The sequence below is a fragment of the Kluyvera sichuanensis genome (genome assembly GCF_014218705.1).
Classification (GTDB): Bacteria; Pseudomonadota; Gammaproteobacteria; order Enterobacterales; family Enterobacteriaceae; genus Kluyvera; species Kluyvera sichuanensis.
On the sequence record NZ_JABBJF010000015.1, the window covers coordinates 60,378 to 81,928 of the forward strand.

Annotated in this window: 9 protein-coding genes and 1 other RNA gene; 6 read left to right on the forward strand and 4 right to left on the reverse strand. The window is 54.5% G+C overall.

All coding sequences use genetic code 11. The features are described from left to right. Positions 1-31: 31 nt before the first annotated feature. Positions 32-394, reverse strand: a transfer-messenger RNA (tmRNA) gene (gene ssrA, locus HII27_RS15585). A gap of 555 nt (positions 395-949) precedes the next feature. On the opposite strand from ssrA, the gene HII27_RS15590 reads away from it, so the two are divergent. The 4 genes from HII27_RS15590 (at position 950) to HII27_RS15605 (ending at position 17,865) form a co-directional block, all read left to right on the forward strand. Next, entirely contained in the window at positions 950-13,117 is a 12,168-nt protein-coding gene (locus HII27_RS15590) for an Ig-like domain-containing protein (RefSeq protein ID WP_223883234.1), read from the forward strand. Between the two features lie 97 nt (positions 13,118-13,214). Beyond that, positions 13,215-14,528, forward strand: coding sequence for a TolC family outer membrane protein (locus tag HII27_RS15595; protein ID WP_223883236.1), 1,314 nt, complete (start codon positions 13,215-13,217; stop codon positions 14,526-14,528). Positions 14,529-14,551: 23 nt separating this feature from the next. Then, positions 14,552-16,699 (forward strand): type I secretion system permease/ATPase, encoded by a 2,148-nt coding sequence (locus HII27_RS15600; protein WP_185668756.1) that lies wholly within the window; start codon positions 14,552-14,554, stop codon positions 16,697-16,699. Next, positions 16,696-17,865, forward strand: a complete 1,170-nt coding sequence (locus HII27_RS15605; RefSeq protein ID WP_185668757.1) for an HlyD family efflux transporter periplasmic adaptor subunit — start codon at positions 16,696-16,698, stop codon at positions 17,863-17,865. Before HII27_RS15600 ends, HII27_RS15605 begins: the two co-directional genes overlap by 4 nt. A gap of 44 nt (positions 17,866-17,909) precedes the next feature. Here the strand turns inward: HII27_RS15605 and smpB are convergent, their stop codons facing one another. Further along, on the reverse strand, positions 17,910-18,392 hold the full coding sequence (smpB, locus tag HII27_RS15610; protein WP_035894933.1) for an SsrA-binding protein SmpB: 483 nt from the start codon (positions 18,390-18,392) through the stop codon (positions 17,910-17,912). 151 nt (positions 18,393-18,543) lie between these two features. Here smpB and HII27_RS15615 point away from each other — a divergent pair, with 151 nt between their 5' ends. Then, positions 18,544-18,981, forward strand: a complete 438-nt coding sequence (locus HII27_RS15615) for a type II toxin-antitoxin system RatA family toxin (protein WP_220439695.1) — start codon at positions 18,544-18,546, stop codon at positions 18,979-18,981. Further along, a complete protein-coding gene (locus HII27_RS15620) occupies positions 18,971-19,255 on the forward strand; it encodes an RnfH family protein (protein WP_185668759.1) in 285 nt (94 codons plus the stop codon). Before HII27_RS15615 ends, HII27_RS15620 begins: the two co-directional genes overlap by 11 nt. 146 nt (positions 19,256-19,401) lie before the next feature. Here HII27_RS15620 and bamE read toward each other — a convergent pair whose 3' ends face one another. Continuing rightward, complete coding sequence (gene bamE / locus HII27_RS15625; protein WP_035894936.1) at positions 19,402-19,740, reverse strand: outer membrane protein assembly factor BamE; 339 nt, start codon at positions 19,738-19,740, stop codon at positions 19,402-19,404. 148 nt (positions 19,741-19,888) lie between these two features. Then, positions 19,889-21,550 carry a DNA repair protein RecN gene (gene recN / locus HII27_RS15630; protein ID WP_185668760.1) on the reverse strand — a complete coding sequence of 554 codons (1,662 nt, stop codon included), beginning with the start codon at positions 21,548-21,550 and terminating at the stop codon, positions 19,889-19,891. Position 21,551: the final 1 nt, after the last annotated feature.

A 21,551-nucleotide genomic window follows, 5' to 3' on the forward strand; every position in this document is an offset into this window, starting at 1 on the left:
GTACTTCACCGGACGTATCCGGATTATGATTTGGTGGAGCTGGCGGGAGTTGAACCCGCGTCCGAAATTCCTACATCCTCGGCACTACATGCTTAGTCAGTCTTTACATTCGCCTGGCACCTGCGGACAGACACGCCACTACCAGACTAGCCTGATTAGTTTTAACGCTTCAACCCCAGGCAGGGCTTCCACGCGATCTCTTTTGGGTTTGACCTCTCTTTGATCCCCGTCTTAAGAGCGGAAGCTAGGGAGAGAGGGCTCAGAGCAGGTTATTAAGCTGCTAAAGCGTAGTTTTCGTCGTTTGCGACTATTTTTTGCGGCTTTTTACGAGGCCAACCGCCCCTCGGCATGCACCTTGGGTTTCGCAAATCCCGTCGAATCCAGAATCAGCCCCAATAGTGTGGCAGCAAGTATAACAGATTTGTTATGCGGCATACCAGCCCAGATTGTGGTGGGGTGTTGATATGGAAGATATGGCTAGAATGTGAACAGACGCCGTGCAGCAGCTACGGTCTCTGTTTTTGCGTTTATGGCTATAGAAACGTATCGATGAAAGAATATTAAAATAGAAACATGATATATCATATATATTCCAAATATTATTTTTAACGTGTTGATTATTTAAATTTTAATTAATTTTCTTCTATCACTGATTTAGTCATACTTAACTTATTTTTTGATAATTGAGATATATATTGTACATCGTGAAAAATAACAATATTTTGTTACCTTTGCATTTGCCTATACATAGAACATTGTATATATGTGTTTATATTGCTGTTTTTTAATTTCAATGTTAATTGGTTGTTTTTCCTTTAAAAACAACTAGATGAGATTTAAGTTGTAGTGTGTAGCAGAAGTCATAAATTTCACAAATTTAATACTGTGCGTTAGCTCTCGTATAGACGAGGGTTGATGACCATATTCGAAATTTTTTCGAGGTGAATCTATGCCCCCGTCAAATAGCCTGCCAGGCGCCGTCGATGTATTAAACCGGAAAACCGGTAATCTTGTGATGGAATATACAAAAGAAAGCGATCGGGTTGTCAATCTGACGCAGTCGAGTGTCGTTCGCGTTCATGCTTCTCCAGACGTTGTGGGTTCTTATGAACGTCAGGGAAATGACTTGATTATCCATATGAAGGATGGCACGACGGTGCGCTACCAAAACTTCTTCCTGTTGGATGAAGAGGGGTTGCATAGCGAGCTTATCTTTGAAGATCAGTTGGGTGTCCATCATGCGGTATTCCCTGCGGCGGCGGAGGCGGGGCCTATTGCTGCCGAAGCGATTGTACCTGTATTCAGCGATGTGGCGCTGGGTTCGCTGATTGGCGCGAGCGGCCTATCTGCGCTTGCCGCACTGGGCGGGATTGCTGCCATTGGCGGCGTGATTGGCGTCGCGGCAGCGGCGAGCAACAGTGGCGATAGTCATGACAATAAGCAGTCAGCGCCAACAACACCCACCATAACCATTACTCCTGTTGCGACCGATAACATCATTAATAAACAGGAGATTGGCTCGGCGCAAACCGTTAGCGGTAGCGTTCAGTCTCAGTTTGCGGGCAGTACGCTGACGATTAGCCTGAATGGTCAGACCTGGAGCACGACGATTAATGCTGACGGTACCTGGACCTCCCAGTTGCCGCTCTCGCTGCTGCAAACGTTGGCGGATGGGACCTATCCTCTCAAAGTGAGCATCACCACGCCAGGTGGTTCGACATTCACGAAAGAGAGTGTGATAACGGTAGATACCACCCCTCCAGAACTGACGCTGACGCCATTTGCCAGCGGGGGAACGGTGACGCAGGCGCAGCATGATGCCGATAAGATTGTGCGTGGCTATGTCGATGAGAAAGACGCGGGAGCCACGATAGTTGTCACGCTGAACAATAAACAATATACCGCGGTGGCTGATGGAAAAGGGCAGTGGCAGTTGGTTATTCCTAAAGCGGATATGGGGCTCTTGCTGGATGGGAAAGACTATACCATTACCTATACCGCTACGGATATTGCGGGGAATGAAACCAGCACGACCGCCACGGTAAATACGAATTTCGGAACACCAAAAATCACAATCGATCCCTTCACTGGCGACAACGTTATTAGCGGTGCCGAAGTCCTGCTTAACCAAACGTTGAGCGGTCATACTGCCAATATTCCTATTGGAAATATTGTGACCATCACCTTGGCTGGCAAAACATACTATGCCGAAGTGTTAGGTGATGGTTCATGGAAAACAACGATCGCTGCTGGGGATCTTGGGAAGTTAAAAGATCCTCAATACACCATTACTGCAAAAGTGAACGATGATCAGGGAATATCCACGGACGGTACCGCAGAGATCACCATTGACACCGCCCAGCCCGCCATTGCCATCGCGATTCTGTCTACTGATGACTACCTGAATGTTCATGAAGCTGAGCAGCCGCTTGTTGTGCGAGGCGTGGTGACGGCATTTGCTCCTGGTGTTGCGATTATCGTGACGGTAAACGGTAAGACTTATACCGTGAGCAATATTGATGCTGCGGGTAACTGGAGTGTGACTATCCCGTCAAGCGATCTTGTTGCTCTGAAAGATGGGCCTAACGTTATCACGGCGACGGCAACCCTGAATACCGATACGGCAACGGATCAGCACACCCTGAACGTGCAGATACATCATGTGCCGGATTTGGTGATTAACCCACTGTTTAGCGATGATTATCTCAATGCGACCGAACAGAAGAGCGATCAGATTCTCAGCGGTAATACCGGCGTATCAGGCCCTGGCCAATCGGTTACCGTTCAGCTCGGTGGCAAACCCTATTCGGCAACGGTGGATGGCGACGGTACGTGGAAGGTCACCATTCCTGCCGGTGATTTGCAGAAACTGGCAGACGGCGTGCTGACCGTTACGGTGAATGCCAGCGATGCCTCTGGCAACACCAGCGCTGCATCTCAAACTGTTACTGTAGATACCGTTGCGCCACCTTTGACGATCCTGCCACTGACGGGGGATGGGAAACTCAACGGTACTGAGCTCACGCAAAATCAAACGCTGAGTGGTATGGGGTCGGTTAACGAGCGCTGGCAAACCGTGACGGTGACGCTCAATGGAAAAACCTACACCACGTTCATTGGGGAAGATGGTTCCTGGCGGGTGTTGCTGCCATCACAGGACCTCGGCCAGCTTGGCGCTGGCAATTATCCACTGGTGGCCACGCTAACCGATGCCGCGGGAAATACCACTACGGTAACGCAGACGGTCAGCGTCAAAACCGCGCCGTTGACGGTCACGGTGCAGGCTTTCACCGATGGTAACGTGCTTGATGCCGCAGAAGTGAAAGCCGATCAGATCCTGCGAGGCGGGTCGAACGCAGAGGCTAATAGTACCGTGACGGTGGTGCTGAACGGTAAAAGTTACTCGACAGTCACTAACGCGTCTGGAGACTGGCAGGTCACCCTCCCGGCCGCAGAGTTGCAGAAATTGGCGGATGGTGCGCAAAACCTGACGGTCAGCATTACGGACGGCTACGGGCAAAGTAAAACGGTTACTGCCGGTTTCACGGTTGATACCAATAATGATGCGCTGTCCATTGGTATCATTGCTAGTGATGATTATCTGAACGTCAGTGAAGCTGATAGCGGCTTGACGGTTCGAGGGACCAGCGCAGGGCTGCCGCAGGGAACGATTATCACTGTCCACCTTAATGGGGGCGACTATATTGCCAAAGTTGGAGCTGATGGCTCCTGGCAGACAGATGTGATACCGGGGGACTTACTGATAACAATGCCGGATGGGCCGCAAACGCTGACGGCTACAGCGGAAGTTAATGGTGTACAGGTGGTGGATAGCCATACTTTTGTGGTGGCTATTCATTCCCAGTTTAATTTTAAAGTGGATCCACTTTTTGATAATAATGGCATTCTTAACCTCGTTGCGTCGTCTCAGGATCAAACCCTCACTGGGAAGACCGGAGTTACCGGGGCCGGGCAAAAGATAGTCGCTATACTGAACGGGCAACAATATGTTGGCACCGTGTTGGCTGATGGCTCGTGGTCTATCGTGCTGCCGAAGGGGGCGATGGAAAACCTGGCTGATGGCTCTAACGATATAAGATTTATCTACTCAGACATTGCGGGGAATTCCGGGTCCACTCCGGATTCATTTATCGTGGATAAAACTCCACCGATATTAACGGTTTCCCCGGTTAACGCTACCGACCTTTTGGGCAGCAATAATGTTAGCGCTGGCATCTTGCTGGAAGTAAGCGCTTTACCGGATGTGCTATCCGTTTATGCAAAAATAAATAATCAAAACTATATAGCCACTTTTAATAACGTTAACGGTCGTTGGGAAATTCCGATCGACGCAAGTGTGCTGTCAACCTTACCTAATGGTGCGACGACCTTTACCGTAACGGCGCAGGATATCGCCGGTAACACCACCACGGTTAGCCATACCGTCACGGTGGATACCGTGGCGCCAAACGTCGTTATTGACCCTGTAACGCAAGATAACATCGTTGATGTTGCGGAGATTATCACGGGTATTACGCTCACCGGGAAAACGGTACCAGCAGATCCTGGCGCTAAGGTTTCGGTCATCTTCAACGGCACTCTTCTTGATGATGTGACTGTTGGTCTGGACGGCAGTTGGTCAGTGTTCGTATCTAATTTAATACTTCAAGGGATGAGCAAAGGTCCTCACACCGTTCAGGTTGTCGTAACGGATCTGGCTGGCAACGTTTCTCAATCGGTTAGTGAGAGTTTCAACGTTGATACCGATCGCAGTGCAATTAGCATCCACCCTGTTGAAGGAATCGATAAAATTGGGGTGGCGAATATTGCCGACGGCCTGACGATTAGTGGCCTCTCATCACGAATTCCAGAAAATGGTGTGGTGACGATAACCATTAACGGCGTGCAGTACACCGCCACGGTTTCCGCAACGGGTGAGTGGTCGACAACGGTGCCGCAGCAGGCTGCGGCAGCGATTGCAGATGGAACCACGACGATCACCGTCTCGGCGCTGGATGTGGATGGCAACGCCGTCTCCAGCGAGCATCAGTTTACGATCATAACCCACACGCTGCCGCAACCCGCGATTCACTTGCCGTTTGGCGATGGCGTAATTAATGCCGCCGAAGCGCTGGTCGGCGGAAGCCTGAGCGGCACTACCGGCATCAAGGGGGCAGGGCAGACGGTTACTATCACCCTGGATAATGGTACTCCGCTGAACGCCGTCGTTGATGCAAACGGTAACTGGACGCTGGCGCTGACGCCGGGGCAGTTGGCGGCATTAGGCAACGGCGATCATACGGTGAACGTTAGCGTCACTGACGCCGTCGGTAATCAGAACACCGCATCTGTTCCGCTGGTGGTAGATAAGAGTGCACCAACGGTTGGCGTTTACTCGGTCACCGACGATAACATTGTCAACAGCATTGAAGCCGCGGGCCCGCTGACGATTAGCGGAACGGGGACGTATGACTCGAAGCACGTGCTGACGCTTGTCGTACTGGTAAATGGCCAAAGCTATGATGCGATACTCCAATCGAACGGTACCTGGAGCATTATGCTGCCTGCTGGCGCACTTTCTGGCGTGCCGGATGGCCCGGTCACGGTGAAGGTGACGGCCACAGACTATGCGGGTAACAGCACGACGACATCGTCAAGCTTCACGCTGGATGCGTCACCGCTCAATGCGCCGAAGATTCAGGTAAACAAAATCTCGACCGACGATTACGTCAATAAAGCTGAAGCCGGCAGCGATCTCATCATCAGCGGTACCACACTGAACGTTGAGCAGGGTCGGGATGTGAAGATTATTTTTGGCGGTCAGACCTACTTCGCGAAGGTGCAGGCTGACGGCACGTGGTCATACACCGTTCTCCAGGCTAATTTGGCCAGCGTCGCTGACGGCGCGCAGGTGATTAGCGTGTCGGTCAGCGATCTTGCCGGGAATATTGCGTCGGGTGAACACACCGTCACCTTTGTTGCCCAGCCGGCATCACAGCCGACAATCGTTATCAACACAGTGGCGCAAGATGATGTGATTAACGCCCTTGAGCACACAACTCCGCTAGTCATTAGCGGTACATCGACGGGGCTAGCTACTGGTTCGGTGGTGTCGGTGACGTTGAACACCAAGCTTTACACCGCCACCGTAGATAAAAATGGCAACTGGAGCCTCACGGTTCCTCAAACTGATGTGCTGGCCCTGTCAGAGACGTCTTATAGCATTAGTGCTAGTGCAGTGGATGCTGCGCAGAACCCTGCCGGCACAACGCACAGCATTACCGTGGATACCAGCGCACCAACGCTTATCGTAGATGTGGCGAGTTCGGTATTCGCCGATCACGCTCTCAATATTGCCGAGGCGGCGGTCGATCAAATCATTCGCGGCACAGGAACGGCGGGCGAGACCGTGTCGCTTACGATCAACAACCGAGTCATCTCAGCGCTTGTTGACAGCCAGGGTAATTGGCAGATGACGTTGCTGTCGGCCGACCTACAATCACTCCCGGCATCGGCAACGCTTGTGTTCAAAAGCGCCGATGCGGCAGGTAACGAGGCTACGAATACCGTCACGGTGAGTGTTAAGACGAGCGGTGGGCCGACCATCACTCTGGATAGCATGTTTACCGATAATATTGTTAGCCTCGCTGAGGCTGTAGCGGGCACAACCCTGAAAGGTTCGGCCAACGGCCTGACTACGGGTACTCAGGTCACGGTAACTATTGGCTCTGATAAATTTTATGGCACGGTTACTGGCAATACCTGGACAGTGGCCGTCACGCCAGGGGAGTTGAAAACCAGCGGTCAGTTGGACGTCACGGTTACCGCTAACGACGCCTGGGGGAACCCGGCCACGGCACACAGTAATCTGGATGTGGTGCTGGGAGTGCCTCAGGCTAAACTTCCGGGCAGTGTCTTCGGTACTGATAATATTTTAAGCCAGGCGGAGGCAAACGCTGGGATAACGCTAACCGGTAAAACTGGGCAATCAGGAGTCGGACAAACCGTTAAAATTACCCTGGATAACTCGCAGGAGTTCACGGGGACCGTCGATATTAACGGCAACTGGACGGTAGTTCTGACACCATCACAGCTGAACGGTATTCCTGATGGCTATCACCAACTGACGCTTGCGATAGGGGACAGGGCGGGGAATAAAGCCACTCCTGATGTTCTCAGCGTGCAGATCTATACCGATCCACTCTCCCCCCCAACGCTGACTCAGCCGTTTACTAATGGGATATTAAACGCGGTTGAAACGAACGCCCCAGACTCTCTGACCGGCGCGCTTAATATCGATTCTACGCTGGTGAAATCGGTGGTGGTCAGCATCAATAACGGGCCGGCGGTTGCCGCTCAGGTATTGAGTAATGGCACCTGGTCATTGCCAATGTCGAGTGCGGATCTTAAGGCGCTGCCGGACGGCGTGCTGCAGGTTAACGTGACCGTGACCGATATTGCGGGTAACCAGATCTCCGGGCAGGGGAGTTTTGAAGTGCTTACCCATTCGCTCCCGGTGGCAAATTACCTCACTCCGTTTGGTGATGGTGTTATTAACTACGCTGAAACCCAGACGGACCAAATCATTAAAGGGAGTACCGGCGTCACCGGCGCCGGCCAGAGCGTCGAGTTGACGTTAGGCGGAAAGCTTTATACGACAGGTAAGGTAGATGCTAACGGCAACTGGTCGGTCACCATCCCGCAAACAGATCTGGCCGCGATGAACAATCTGGCGTCTCTGGACTTCTCCGTGAAGGTGATCGATCGTGCTGGAAATAGCGACACATCCGCTCTGACGACCGTCACAGTTCATAGCGCATTGCCTTCTCCAACAGTCAGCGATCCATTCGGTGATGGTTTCATTAATATCAAAGAGGCCGCGAGTGCAGCAACGCTAACCGGTTCGACTGGCACTGTAGGGGCTAACCAGTATGTTACGGTTAAGGTTGATGTTAACGGCGTGCTTTATACGGCAAATGTTAATTCTAACGGTACCTGGACGGTCGCTTTACCTGCAGGTGCATTGCAATCTCTCTCTCCAGGCGAGCATCAGATAGTTATCTACGCTCAGGATCAGTACGGTAATAGCACCACCGTTAAAACACCTTACCAGGTCGCATTGACTGCGCCGTCGGTCACGATTACATCGCCAATTTTTGGCGATGGCTACGTCAATGCCACTGAGGCGTCCAACGGCACTACGCTAACAGGATCATTCTCGTCGCCGTATCCGGTTGGTGCCAGCGTGAAGGTAACAATCGGCTCGCATACGTTTGATGCCGAGGTGACGGGTAAGGACTGGAAATTGGTTCTTACTGACACTGACTGGCTAGGTATTTCCGAACGTGGTTTACAGAATATCACCGTGTCACTTGATGACGGTGTCCACAACACCAGTACCGCCAGCGCTACGGTTACGCTGCTGCTGGATCAACCGACGATCAGCGTGACGAAGTTGTTCGCGGGTGATAACACGCTGACTTATGCAGAAAGCCTATCTAATCAAATAATTAGTGGTACTTCTACGCATCTGCAGAAGGGGGACACTATTACCGTCACCTTCGGCGGTCCTAATAATATATTCACCACCACGGTACAGGCAGATGGCAGTTGGTCTCTCCAGCTCACGCCAGCGCAGATGGCGCTTCTTGCCAACGGGGCAATAACGGTTAAAGGAACTGACCTCGCGGGAAACTCCACCACGGCGGCGGATGCTGGGTCACTGACGCTTAACCTCACGGCGACATTGCCGTCGATCAGCATGGATTTGATAGCGGGGGATAACTACCTCAACGCCAATGAGCTTTCAATTGGCAATGTGTCTATTTCTGGCCGTGCGCTGAACCTTCCGCTCGGTGCACTTTTAGAGATTGTTATTGTGGATGCACAGTTAACTACATCTACGATCTACTCTAATGTCCCGGTGAATAGCGATGGGACCTGGAATCTATCTCTGCCCAGCGGGCTGTTTTCTGCCGATGGTAGTTACACCATCACCGTTACAAGCCCTGGTATTGTGGGACCTGCCAGCACCCAAACGGTGATTGTTGACCGTATTCTGCCTGCATTAAGCCTGGATCCGTTCGCCGCGGATGGCCTGGTAAATATCACTGAAAAAGCGATGGTGCAGGCCATCAGCGGGTTATCCGACATGGAAGGTAGTCGGGTGAGCATTACGTTGAATGGGCGAAGCTATTCTGCGTTGGTGATTGGGGGGAAATGGTCGGTGAACGTGCCGACAAATGACATGGCCGCGCTGGGCAATGGATCTTACGAAATTAAGGCCAGTATCAGCGATGCCGCAGGCAATACCACCGAGAAAACGCAAACCATCATCGTTGACAGCATTGCCCCTGTGCTAAGCGTGGCGGCGGGGCTACCAGCCGTGCTGACGACGCTAAATATCGGTACAGGTATTGTGCTACAAGGGACGGGGGATAAGGGAAACAGCGTTAACGTTGATTTTTTAACGACGCATTTGAGCGGTACGGTGGACGCCCTCGGAAACTGGAAGGTGACGTTGGATGCGTCATTACTCAAGTCATTAGGCGATGGACCATTGTCGATAGCGGTTAGTACTACCGATGCGGCCGGCAATACCACCACCAAAAATGTGTCGTTGAATATCGAGCTTAACCCGAGTCTGGGCGTTGTATTCAATAAGGTGACTGATGATAACCTGGTGAATCTGGCCGAATCGCTGGCGACGCAAACGCTGACCGGGAAAATTACAGGGAACGCTCTTGGGGCGAAGGTCTCACTGACCATTGCGGGGATTTATACCGTCAAAGATATCTCTGTTGCAGCGGATGGGACCTATTCCATTGAGTTGCCGCCTTCTATCTGGACGGGTCTGATGGCGAATACGCTAGCGCTGCGCGTAGATGTGACCGACAGCTATGGTAATACAACCTTTGGCACCACTACGGTAAATCTGGCGATAGCTAATCTCCCGGCAATCAGTAACGTTCTGGTGACGAAGGATAACGTCATTAACCTGGTGGAAAGCGGCTCTGATCAGCTCATTTCCGGGGTGGTCAGCCAGGCTGCGAACGTCAAGACGTTGGTGCTTAACCTTGGTGGTCAGACGATACAGGCGACGGTGGATGCGCTCGGGAACTGGACGGCTTCGCTGCCAACCAACGTACTCAAAGCCCTTCCGGATGGGATGGCGACGGTCGGCGTGACGATTACCGATACGTCGGGCAACGTGATTAACACCAGCGCCAGCTTTAATGTGGTCACCCATAATCTGCCGGCAATCTCTCTCGACACGCTATTCAGCAACGGCATATTGAGCATTCCTGAACTGGCGGGCGCGCTCCTCAGCGGGACGGCGACCAATCTTGCGGGCAAAACCCTGACCATCCAGGTTGGTTCTACCACGGCGTTTACGACCAACGTAGACGGTACTGGACATTGGTCGGTGAATATACCGGATACGGTAAAAGCGGCTTTGCAGGGGCTGGGGACAGGGAATGTGGGCATTACGATTACGGCGGCCGATCAGTACGGTAATACCGCGAGTCAGACCGGGTCGATTAAGCTGGATCTGGTTGCTCCGGTCCTGCAAAACATGACGCTGTTTGGTGACAATCTGCTGAATCTTCTTGAGTCGCAGTCGAACCAGACGATCGTCGGTACGATTGGCAATGCGCCGATAGGTTCAACGGTCCAAGTGTCCTTTGGAACGAAAATCTTTAACGGCGTCGTCAGCACCAGTTCGGGTGGGTTTACGATCAACCTGTCGCCGAGCGTTCTTGCCAGCCTGTCGGATGGGCTATTTGTTACCAGCATCACCGTGACTACGCCGGATGGTAATAGCTTAACCACGTTGGGGCCTAACATTACCATTGGGCTGAAAAACCTGCCGGTCGTCGCGATCACCTCGCTGTTCGGCAACGACGGCTATCTTAACCATGCAGAAGCCATTGCGGCGCAGACTATCTCCGGAACGGTGACCGGTCTGGCGGATGGCGTGAATAAGGTCAAGGTAACGGTAAACGGTACCGATTATCTGGCCGATCTCAGTGGCGGCAACTGGACGTTATCGCTGCCAGCGGGAACGCTTTCGCAGATTAAAGACGGCGTATTCAACGTTACCGCATCGGTGGTTGATGCCGTGAACAATACGGTGACCGGCAGTAAAACGGTAAACGCGATCGTACAGGCGGTGCCGTCGCTGCACCTGAACACGCTGTTTGGCGATGGGACGTTGGATCTTATCGATCTGCTGACCAACCCTGTTTTATCCGGCACCAGCAGCAATGTGGCCGTGGGCACGCAAATTATGGTCAGTGTCGGGGCGCTGAATATTCCGGCGACCATCGGCGCCAACGGACTGTGGCAAATAACGCTATCGGCTGCCTCATTGCAGAATCTGCAGGATATCTCAGGCCTGAAGGTCAGCGTGACGATGACCGATGCAGCAGGCAACGTCGCCTCGGACTCTCAGCAGGTTACCGTTGCGATTCAGGCGACGCCTTCCGTCACGATCACCTCGCTGTTCGGCGATAACCTGGTGGGGGGCGTGCTGAATGGCGGGTTGAACAGCGCGGAATCGAAGGTTGCACAGACCATTTCGGGTATCAGCCAGAATGCCATCGGTTCGCAGGTAAAAGTGCTGGTGGCCGGTGTTAGCTATTTTGCCACCGTGGCGGCGGACGGTACCTGGGCAGTATCGGTTCCGTCCAGCGCGCTGACGGGCCTGAGCGATGGTCAGCAAAGCGTTAGCGTGTCGGTCACTAACTCCGCAGGTAAAGTGGCCAGCGATACGAGTGCGTTGAATGTTATTCTCCATACGCCAACTATCTCGGTATCCACGCTGTTTGGTGATGGCAAACTGAATATCAACGAAGCGAATGGCGGGCAGCTCATTAGCGGAACGATTACGAATGCCACTGCTGGTTCGGTGGTGACGGTGACCGTAGGAGGAGCTTCGTTTAACGGGACGGTGAACAGCAACGGCACATGGACGGCCTCCATCAGCAATACCGTGCTAAAAGCGTTGCAGGGGAATACCGCCACCATTACCTATTCCGTCACCGACCGGGTAGGTAATACCGACACGAAATCAACCGACGTTGCCGTGAAGTTGACCCAGCCAGATCTGGGCCTGACGCCAGTGCTATCTGGGGTAATCAATGGCCTTCTTGGGCTTGTCGGTGGGCTATTGGGTTCATTAGGGTTAACCAAACCGGCCATTCTGACCCTCAGCGGCACATCGCATAACCTTGAGGCAGGATCGCTCGTTAACATTAACCTGGCGAATTTGGCTTTCGGAAGCGCGACGGTTAAAGCCGACGGAACATGGAGTACCGATCTTAATCTCGGTTTGGATCTGGTGAAAATCCTCTCGCTGAGCACGATTGTTTACCTTTCTGCGGCAGATTCGGCGGGCAATATGGCCTATCTGAATGTTGGTCTTGGCGGCGGAAACCCAACCATCACACCACCACCGGGTACTTCAACGTTGATGACGGAAGCGGCCAGCTTCTCCGTGCTTGCCGCCAGTGCCAACGAAGATTCGGACAACAGTTCGCAGACAAGTTCGGACAGTTCGAACACCACGACCACCACCGCCGCCACTCATGAGACGGCCACCACCACAGATACCACAACCACGGAGACCACCTACACCATTGGCGGCCTGAGCGTCGACCTTGCCGACGGCACCACGCAGACCGGCGATACGGTACATGGCGGCACCGGTAACGACACCATCCATCTCTCATCGCTGGGCTTTACCGAAATCGACGGCGGCGCGGGGACGGACACCTTGGTGCTGGATGGCTCCAATATCATCCTGAACCTCATCGAACTGGCGGGGAAAGTTCACAACATTGAAGTTATCGATCTGGGCAAATCCGGGAATAACAGCATCACGCTGGATGTTAACGAAGCGCTGACGATCACCGATAAACCGGAAGACGACCTGCTGATCAAAGGCAGCGACGGCGACCAGATCAACCTGAAACACGGCGCGACGGATACCTGGGCGATTACCGAACAGCGTGAAGTGAACGGCGTGATGTTCGACGTTTATCACAACAGTTCGCAATCCAATACGCTTAGCGATGTCCTTATTCAGCATGGACTGCATGTCAACATGGTCTAACGGGAATTAACACCTCAGGGACGAGGCGGGCAATCAACAATATCACCACGGGCAATCCTAAGGTGGAAAAATGAAACGTGCCGTATCTCTACTGTTAATGATGTTACCGATGGCTAATCTGTTGGCGGCTCCCGGTAACGAAGGACAATATCGGTGGCAATCGGCCCCAAGCGAACAGCTTCAGGCTCAGCTGACCATTAAGGAAGCGATACTGCGGGCGTTTGCCCGCAACCCAAAAATTGCCCAGGCCTCCGCGCAGATCCGCGTAGGCCGGGCGAATCTTGATGAAGCGAAAAGCGCCTGGTTCCCGCAGATCTCCTTGCAGGGCAACATGGGGCGATCGCACCGTACTGACTCCGCCGGATCGTTGAATAACAACGGTTCTGGCGGCGTTTCGCTAAAACAGCTGCTGTACGATTTTGGTAAAACCGGCGGCAGTATTGATGAGCAGTACAACCTCTCCGACGCATGGCGTTTCGAGCTATACAGCGCCCTCAATGAGGTTGGCACGCAAACGCTGCAAACCTATCTGCAGGTCAAGCGCTATCAGGCGCTGGCGCAGGTCGCACGCAATAATATCCAGTCGCTTCAGGCGATTCAGGAGATGGCGAAACTGCGGGCCCAGGCTGGCCTGAGCTCGCAGTCCGACGTGCTACAGGCGGAGTCGCGTATCGCTGGCATGAACGCCACGGTTGCCCAGTTTGAGGCGCAGAAACGCACCGCACAGGCGGCGCTAAGCGTGCTGACGGGGGTAGTGTCTGACAACCTGCCGGATCTCCCTGAAGATCTGATGAAGCAAAAATTTTCCGTTAACTCCCTTCCGTATGAACGCAGCAATGCGGTGCATAGCGCCCAGTCTAAGCAGTTGGCGGCGGAGCAGCGTATTCGTCAGGCGCAGGCCCAGCATTGGCCGACCATCTCGGTGCAGGCCGGGCGGACGCGCTATGAAAACGATCAAAGCAACTACTGGGACGATCAGGTGCAGTTGGTGGTGGATGCGCCACTCTACCAGGGCGGCGCGGTCAGTGCTCGCGTAGATGCCGCAGAAGGGGACCGGGCAAGCGCTCAGGCTCAGGTTGAAGCGAGCAAGCTGGACATGAACCAGCGCGCCGCGACCGCCTGGGCCGATCTCACCGGTGCCCAGATTCGCCAGCAGGCTGGGGAAGCGCAGTCGGCCACCGCCGAACTGGCTCGCCGGGTTTATCGCGATGAATATCGCCTCAGCAAGCGCAGCCTGAACGATTTGCTGAGCATTGAACAGGACGTTTTTCAGGCCGATAGCGCCACCATAACCGCACGCTATGACGCGTGGGATGCTGCCGTACGCTACGCGGGGGCCGCCGATAACCTACTTGATATGTTAGGCATCGAGCGCAGCCGCACCGTTGGTGATGACTTACCCGCACTATAGACAACACGGATGCAGGAGTGGTTATGCAACAGCCGGATACCGAAAGCTGGATCAATGTGATGGTGCGCGCGGCAGGCCGCTTTGGCCTGCCAGCGGATGCGCCTGCCGTGCGTCAACAGATGCGCTGGTTTGAAAATTTACCGATCGACGTGCGCCTGCAAAGGCTGAGTGGGCTGATGGGACTACAGGTGCACCGTGTCCCGGTGGCGAAAATGCGCTGGAGCGCGCAGAACCTGCCCGCCATCGTGCAGATGGAAAGTGGCGAAATTATGCTGCTGGAGTCGCTCAACGCCGAGGGACTGGTGACCTACTGGCTCAGCAACGGCGGCGATCTGGTGCGGGAAGAGGCGCTGGAGACGCTGCTTGAGCGCATCACTTCCGATGTGGTGATGTTGGGTATTGCGGTACGCGGGCGCGACTCGCGTATTGATGATTTTACCCGCCCGTGGGAAGCGCACTGGTTCTGGCGCCATTTCCGCCATACTGGGCGCAAGCTCTCTGAAATCGCGCTGGCCTCTATCGTCGGCAACGTGATGGCGCTGGGGGGGATTCTGTTTTCGATGCAGGTCTATGACCGGGTTATTCCTGCCCAGTCGTTCCCTACGCTGTGGGTACTGTTTTTTGGCGTGCTGCTGGCGGCGGCGCTGGAGTTCTTTATCCGTCTGGCGCGAACCTACATCTCGGACATCATGGGTAAACATATTGACCTGAATTTATCGTCGATGTTTTTTGCCAGGGCGATGTCGATTAAAAACGATGCCAGGCCGAAGTCCACCGGATCGTTTATCTCGCAGCTGCGCGAGCTGGATCAGGTGCGCGAACTGCTGACCTCCACGACGGTGGGTGCGGCGATGGATATGCCCTTCGTGCTGCTGTTTATCGTGATCATCGCGATGGTCGGCGGCCCGTTGGTGGTGATCCCGCTGATCGCGATCCCGTTAATTGTGATCCCCGGCCTGCTGGTGCAGTGGCCAATGGCCAAGCTTGCCAAAGAGGGGATGCGTGAGAGCGCCATTCGTAACGCCGTGCTGGTGGAATCGATTGAAGGGGTAGAGGACATTAAGGCGCTGCAGGCGGAGCCTTACTTCCAGCGTCAGTGGGAAACAACGCACGCCGTCGGGGCCAGCATCGGCATGAAGCAGCGAATCTGGGGAGCGCGGCTTAGCGGCTGGGCATCCACCGTTCAGCAGATCACCTACGCCGGCATGTTAGTGTTTGGCTGTTTTCTGGTGATTGATGGCAGCATCACCACCGGTACGCTGGTGGCGTGCAGCATGCTGTCGTCACGCCCCATTGCGCCGCTGATGCAGCTGACGATGGTCTTCTCGCGCTGGCAACATGCGAAATCGGCGATGACCGGGCTGAACGAACTGCTGAAAAAACCGCTGGATAAAGAGTCGGATAAGAAGATGGCGCACTGCCCGGTGCTGGCGGGGCACTATCAGATGCAGCAGATGCAGTACAGCTATGACGTGGAAAAGGGCGAGCAGGCGTTGAGTATTGACGGGCTGGAGATTATGCCCGGTGAACGGGTCGCCATTCTGGGGAAAACCGGGGCCGGGAAATCCACGCTGCTGCGGCTTTTTTCCGGGCAGGTTCAGGCCACCAAAGGAAAAACGATTATCGACGGCGTTGATATGGCGCACATCGACCCAACCGATGTCAGGCGGCAGGTTGGATATCTCTCGCAGGACTCCAGGCTCTTTTTCGGCACGCTGCGGCAGAACCTGATGCTGGGTCATCCCCATGCGACCGAAGCGGAGCTGATTCAGGCGCTGCGGATTAGCGGAGCAATTACGCTGGTGCAGCAGGATGCCGCGAGCCTCGACCGCATGATTAACGAAGGCGGGCGCGGTTTATCGGGCGGGCAGCGGCAGATGGTGCTGCTGAGCCGCCTGATTGTGCGTAACCCGCAAATTGTGCTGCTGGATGAACCGACGGCTTCAATGGACGAACAGCTGGAAGAGTGGGTGATTCGCCAGCTTCAACAGTGGCTGACCGGGCGCACGCTGGTGCTGGTTACCCATCGCCCGGCTCTGCTCAAGCTGGTCGACCGCATTGTGGTGCTGGAAAACGGGAAGGTGGTGGCTGACGGTCCGCGCGATACGTTACTGAATCAGGCGAGGAAGAACAGCAATGTCGCCTCGATTGTTCCCGGAGGTGCGCAATGATTGAAGCGAAAATGCAGGATGAGCTGAATCGCCAGAGCCGTCTCTCGTCGTCGGTGGTGTGGTTAAGTTTTCTGGGTCTTGTCATCTTTGTGCTGTGGGCCCGTTGGGCGATTCTTGATGAGGTGACCGTGGGGACCGGCAAGGTCACGCCCTCTAGCCATGCGCAGGTGATTGAGAGCCTGGACGGCGGTATCGTCAGCCAGTTGCTGGTGAAAGAGGGCGATATCGTCAATCGTGGGCAGATGCTGGCGCGCCTAGACCAGACGCGCTTTCAATCGAACTTCGGCGAAGCGGCGGTACGCGTCCGCTCGCTTCGGGCATCGAGCGAGCGTTTAAGCGCGGAGCTAAGCGGGCTGCCGCTGAAGTTTAGCGCCGAATCACTGCAGGAGCCCGCGCTGGTCGCCCGTGAGAAGCAGCTGTACGAGTCCCGGCGCAGAACGCTGAATGAAACCCTCAGCAATCTGCAAAAAACGCTGCAACTGGTGGATGCGGAAATCCGAATGACGAAGCCGCTGATTGCCCGAGGGGCAGCCGGTGAGGTAGAAGTTATTCGCCTTGAACGTCAGGCCGCTGAGCTGCGCGGTAAGATGGATGAAGCGCGTAACCAGTATGCGGTGCGGGCGCGGGAAGAGCAGGTGAAGAATGATGCTGACCTGGATGCGCAGTTGCAGGTGATGGCGGGCAAAGCTGACCAGGTTCAGCGAGCATCGCTTTTTTCACCGGTGCGTGGGGTGGTGAAAGATATTCAGGTGAATACCGTCGGGGGCGTACTACAGCCCGGCGGCAAGCTGATGGAGATTGTCCCGCTGGAAGATCAGCTGCTTATCGAGTCTCGGATTAACCCTCGCGATATTGCCTATATCCGCCCTGGCCTACCGGCGACCGTCAAAATTACCGCCTATGACACCTCTATCTATGGCGATTTAAAAGGCACCGTCGAGGTGGTTTCGCCTGACACCTTGCAAGATGAGGTGCGCCGCGATCAATTTTACTACCGGGTTTACGTACGCACGCAACAGGCGGAGCTGGTGAATAAACAGGGTAAGCGTTTCCCGATCATGCCGGGGATGATTGCTAACGTGGAAATTAAGACCGGGCAGAAATCGGTGCTGGATTACCTGATTAAGCCGCTGAACAAGATGAAGGAAGCGCTGAGGGAACGGTGATGGAAACGACGCTTGCCTGCGGGTGCAGGCAAGCGTTGCCAGAACTAGCGGCCAGCATGTTTCATAATGCGGGCTTTATCGAGCTGCCATTCGCGATCTTTCAGATCGGAACGTTTGTCGTGCTGTTTCTTCCCTTTCGCCACGCCGATTTTTACCTTACACCAGGCGTTTTTCCAGTACAGCGACAGCGCCACCACGGTGTAACCTTCGCGGTTGATACGCCCGAACAACGAGTCCAGTTCGCGCTGGTTAAGCAGCAGTTTACGGGTACGTGTAGGATCGCAAACGTAGTGCGTTGATGCCACGGCCATCGGGGTGAAGTTCGCGCCAAACAGGAAGGCTTCGCCGTCTTTCAGGATGACGTAGCTGTCGCCAATGTTGGCTTTACCTGCGCGCAGGGATTTCACTTCCCAACCCTGGAGGGCAAGGCCCGCTTCAAATTCTTCTTCGATAAAGTATTCGTGGCGGGCGCGTTTATTCAGCGCAATCGTGGCTGATCCAGGTTTGTGTGCTTTTTTCTTTGTCATAATGTCCTGAACTTATCGCTTATCTCAATAACACTGCCTCAAGCTCCCGCGAGGCGCAATGGGTTATCTTAGCACGATATAGCCCGCCTCCGTTTTTTTTAGCAGTAGATAAATGATACTATTTACGCCGTGTTCGTGAATGGAAATTGCTATGCCTCAGATTAGCCGTACTGCGCTGGTTCCCTACAGCGCGGAGCAAATGTATCAACTGGTGAACGATGTGAATGCCTACCCAGATTTTATCCCCGGTTGTACAGGCAGCCGTGTTCTGGAGTCCGGCCCGACGCAAATGACGGCGGCGGTGGATGTCTCTAAGGCAGGCATCAGTAAGACCTTTACCACGCGCAATACGTTAACCAGCAACCAGAGCATCCTGATGCATCTGGTCGATGGGCCGTTTAAGAAATTGATTGGTGGCTGGAAGTTTACGCCACTGAGCCAGGACGCCTGCAAGATTGAGTTTCAGCTTGATTTTGAGTTTACCAATAAGCTTATTGAGCTGGCGTTTGGCCGCATCTTTAAGGAGCTGGCGCTGAATATGGTGCAGGCGTTCACGATGCGCGCTCGCGAGGTTTACAGTGCCGGGTAAAATTGCCGTCGAAGTCGCATATGCGCTGCCGCAAAAGCAGTATCTGCAGCGGGTGACGCTGGATGAAGGCGCGACGGTGGAGCAGGCCATTCAGGCCAGCGGGTTGCTGACCCTGCGTGATGATATTGACCTGACAAAAAATAAAGTCGGTATTTATAGTCGCCCAGTAAAGCTTGACGATGTGGTTCACGACGGTGACAGGGTCGAGATTTATCGCCCGCTGATTGCCGATCCGAAAGAACTGCGTCGCCAGCGCGCTCAGCAAAAAAGCTGATCACCCTGTAGCCCGGACGAGGTGCGAGAGCAGCGACTCCGGGATTTCCCCGGCGTCACTGCGTTCGGCCTGGCTACGCCGATTGCAGACATAAAAAAAGCGCTCATTGAGCGCTTTTTTTGCATCTGCTACACACCGCCGCTGATTTATTTGGTCAGCGCTGGTTTGTTGTCGATGTTCGTCAGTACGCCGCTGCTGTTGAAAGTCAGGGTCAGCGTCTGCTGAGTGACGGATTCATGGCCTGGCTGCTGGCGGAAAACGTAGAACCAGGTGTTGGTGCCGAACGGGTCGGTCATCATCGGGGTACCTAAGGTATAGGCGACCTGTTGTTGCGTCATGCCAACACGGATTTTGGCAACATCATTAGGTACCAGATAGTTCCCCTGACTAATATCAGGACGGTAAACCACTCGCTCCAGAGTGGAACAGCCTGCAGTCATCATCAGAAGAACCGCTGCGGCAGCAGTCAGCGTTTTACAGCGCATAGTGATTTGATTCCTTTTCGGGCCCGAGCAGTACGCGGCTCATATGTAATGTGCCGATGATAATAGACCTGAGGTAAGTTGGAAACCTTTGATATCAGGTCTTACGGCGTTTTTATTGTGAACTCAGACTCTAAGAAACCAAAAAAGTTTATGCAGCCAGTAACTCTTTCGCGTTCGCCAGCGTATTCCGTGTGACTTCACTACCGCCGAGAAGGCGCGCCAGCTCCTGCAGACGAGCACGTTTGTCCAGCGGCTGCATGTGCGTTTCGGTCATTGCGCCGTCGGTCTCTTTGCTGACGTAGAAGTGGTGGTGGCCACAGCCTGCAACCTGCGGCAGGTGTGTTACGCACATCACCTGAGTGGATTCCCCCAGCTGGCGCAGCAGCTTGCCAACGACTGCCGCCGTCGGGCCGCTGATACCGACGTCTACTTCATCGAAGATCAGCGCCGGGGTTTCCATTTTGCGCGCGGTAATCACCTGAATGGCTAGCGCAATACGCGACAGCTCACCGCCGGACGCTACTTTGGCAATCGCCTGCAGCGGCTGGCCGGGGTTGGTGGTCACGCGGAACTCAATGCGGTCTGCGCCTTCGGCGGTCAGGTGCTGCTCTTCAAAGCGGACGTCGATATCGAACAGGCCGTGCGGCATGGAGAGCATGTGCATGCTGTCGGTAATCAGCTGTGAAAGCTCCTGAGCGCTTGCCTGACGCTGCGCATGCAGCTGGTGGGCCGTTTCCATTGCCAGCTGATGATGACGAGACACCGCGTGTTTCAGCGTCTCCAGCGAGTCGCTCTGGTCGTCGAGCAGTTGCTGTTCGTCGAGCAGGGATTGGTAGTACTCCGGCAGCGCTTCCGGCGAAATCTGGTGCTTACGTGCCAGTGAAATCTGTTTTGACAGACGCTGTTCCAGCTCGTACAGGCGGTTTGGGTCGAGATCCAGACGGTCGCAGTAGTGGCGTAGTTCGTCGCTGGCTTCACTCAGTTGAATGGCCGCTTCTTCCAGCATATCCAGCACGCCGGGGAGTTTGCCGTCCATGCTCGCCAGTTCACCTGCCAGCTGGCGGGCGGTGTAGAGCTGGCTTTGCAGGTTGACGTCCTCGCCGTCGGCGAGGATGGCCAGCGCATGCTGGCTGGTGGCGATAAGCTGCCCGCTGTTGGCGAGACGCTTGTACTCTTCGTCAATTTGTTCGTATTCGCCCGGCAACGGGTGGAACTCGATAAGCTCTTTCAACTGATACTGCAGCAGCTCTGCGCGAGCGGCGCGTTCCTGACTTTGCTGCTGATGGGTTGCCAGATCGCGACAGCTTTGGTTCCACAGACGGTAATGTTCGGCCATTTGTTGTGCGAGCGCTGACTCACCGACGTAGGCATCAAGCAGGGTTTTCTGATGTTCAGGCTTCACCAGCTGCTGGTGCGCGTGCTGGCCGTGGATCTGGATAAGCAGTTGACCCAGTTCACGCAGCTGCGACAGCGGCACGGCGGTGCCGTTGATAAAGCCGCGTGAGCGGCCGTCGCTGCTGATGACGCGGCGCAGCAGGCACTCGCGGCCATCTTCCAGCTGGTTATCTTCAAGCCAGCGCAGAGCGGCAGGGGTGTCTTTGAGCGCGAAGCGGGCGCAGAGGTCGGCGCGGCTGGCGCCAGCACGAACCATGTCAGCTTCGGCGCGGCCACCCAGGCATAAGCCGAGGGCATCGATTGCAATTGATTTACCGGCCCCGGTTTCGCCGGTGATGGCCGTCATGCCGCTGTTGAAGTCGATTTCAAGTTCACGAACGATGGCAAAATTGCTGATGGTCAGTTGTGCTAACATA

What these genes read in the sequence shown, in the direction of transcription:
- HII27_RS15595 (WP_223883236.1), top strand. Translation starts at nt 13,215, where the DNA reads ATGATGTTACCGATGGCTAATCTGTTGGCGGCTCCCGGTAACGAAGGA.
- HII27_RS15590 (WP_223883234.1), top strand. Translation starts at nt 950, where the DNA reads ATGCCCCCGTCAAATAGCCTGCCAGGCGCCGTCGATGTATTAAACCGG.
- recN (WP_185668760.1), bottom strand. Translation starts at nt 21,550, where the DNA reads ATGTTAGCACAACTGACCATCAGCAATTTTGCCATCGTTCGTGAACTT.
- smpB (WP_035894933.1), bottom strand. Translation starts at nt 18,392, where the DNA reads ATGACAAAGAAAAAAGCACACAAACCTGGATCAGCCACGATTGCGCTG.
- HII27_RS15600 (WP_185668756.1), top strand. Translation starts at nt 14,552, where the DNA reads ATGCAACAGCCGGATACCGAAAGCTGGATCAATGTGATGGTGCGCGCG.
- HII27_RS15615 (WP_220439695.1), top strand. Translation starts at nt 18,544, where the DNA reads ATGCCTCAGATTAGCCGTACTGCGCTGGTTCCCTACAGCGCGGAGCAA.
- bamE (WP_035894936.1), bottom strand. Translation starts at nt 19,740, where the DNA reads ATGCGCTGTAAAACGCTGACTGCTGCCGCAGCGGTTCTTCTGATGATG.
- HII27_RS15605 (WP_185668757.1), top strand. Translation starts at nt 16,696, where the DNA reads ATGATTGAAGCGAAAATGCAGGATGAGCTGAATCGCCAGAGCCGTCTC.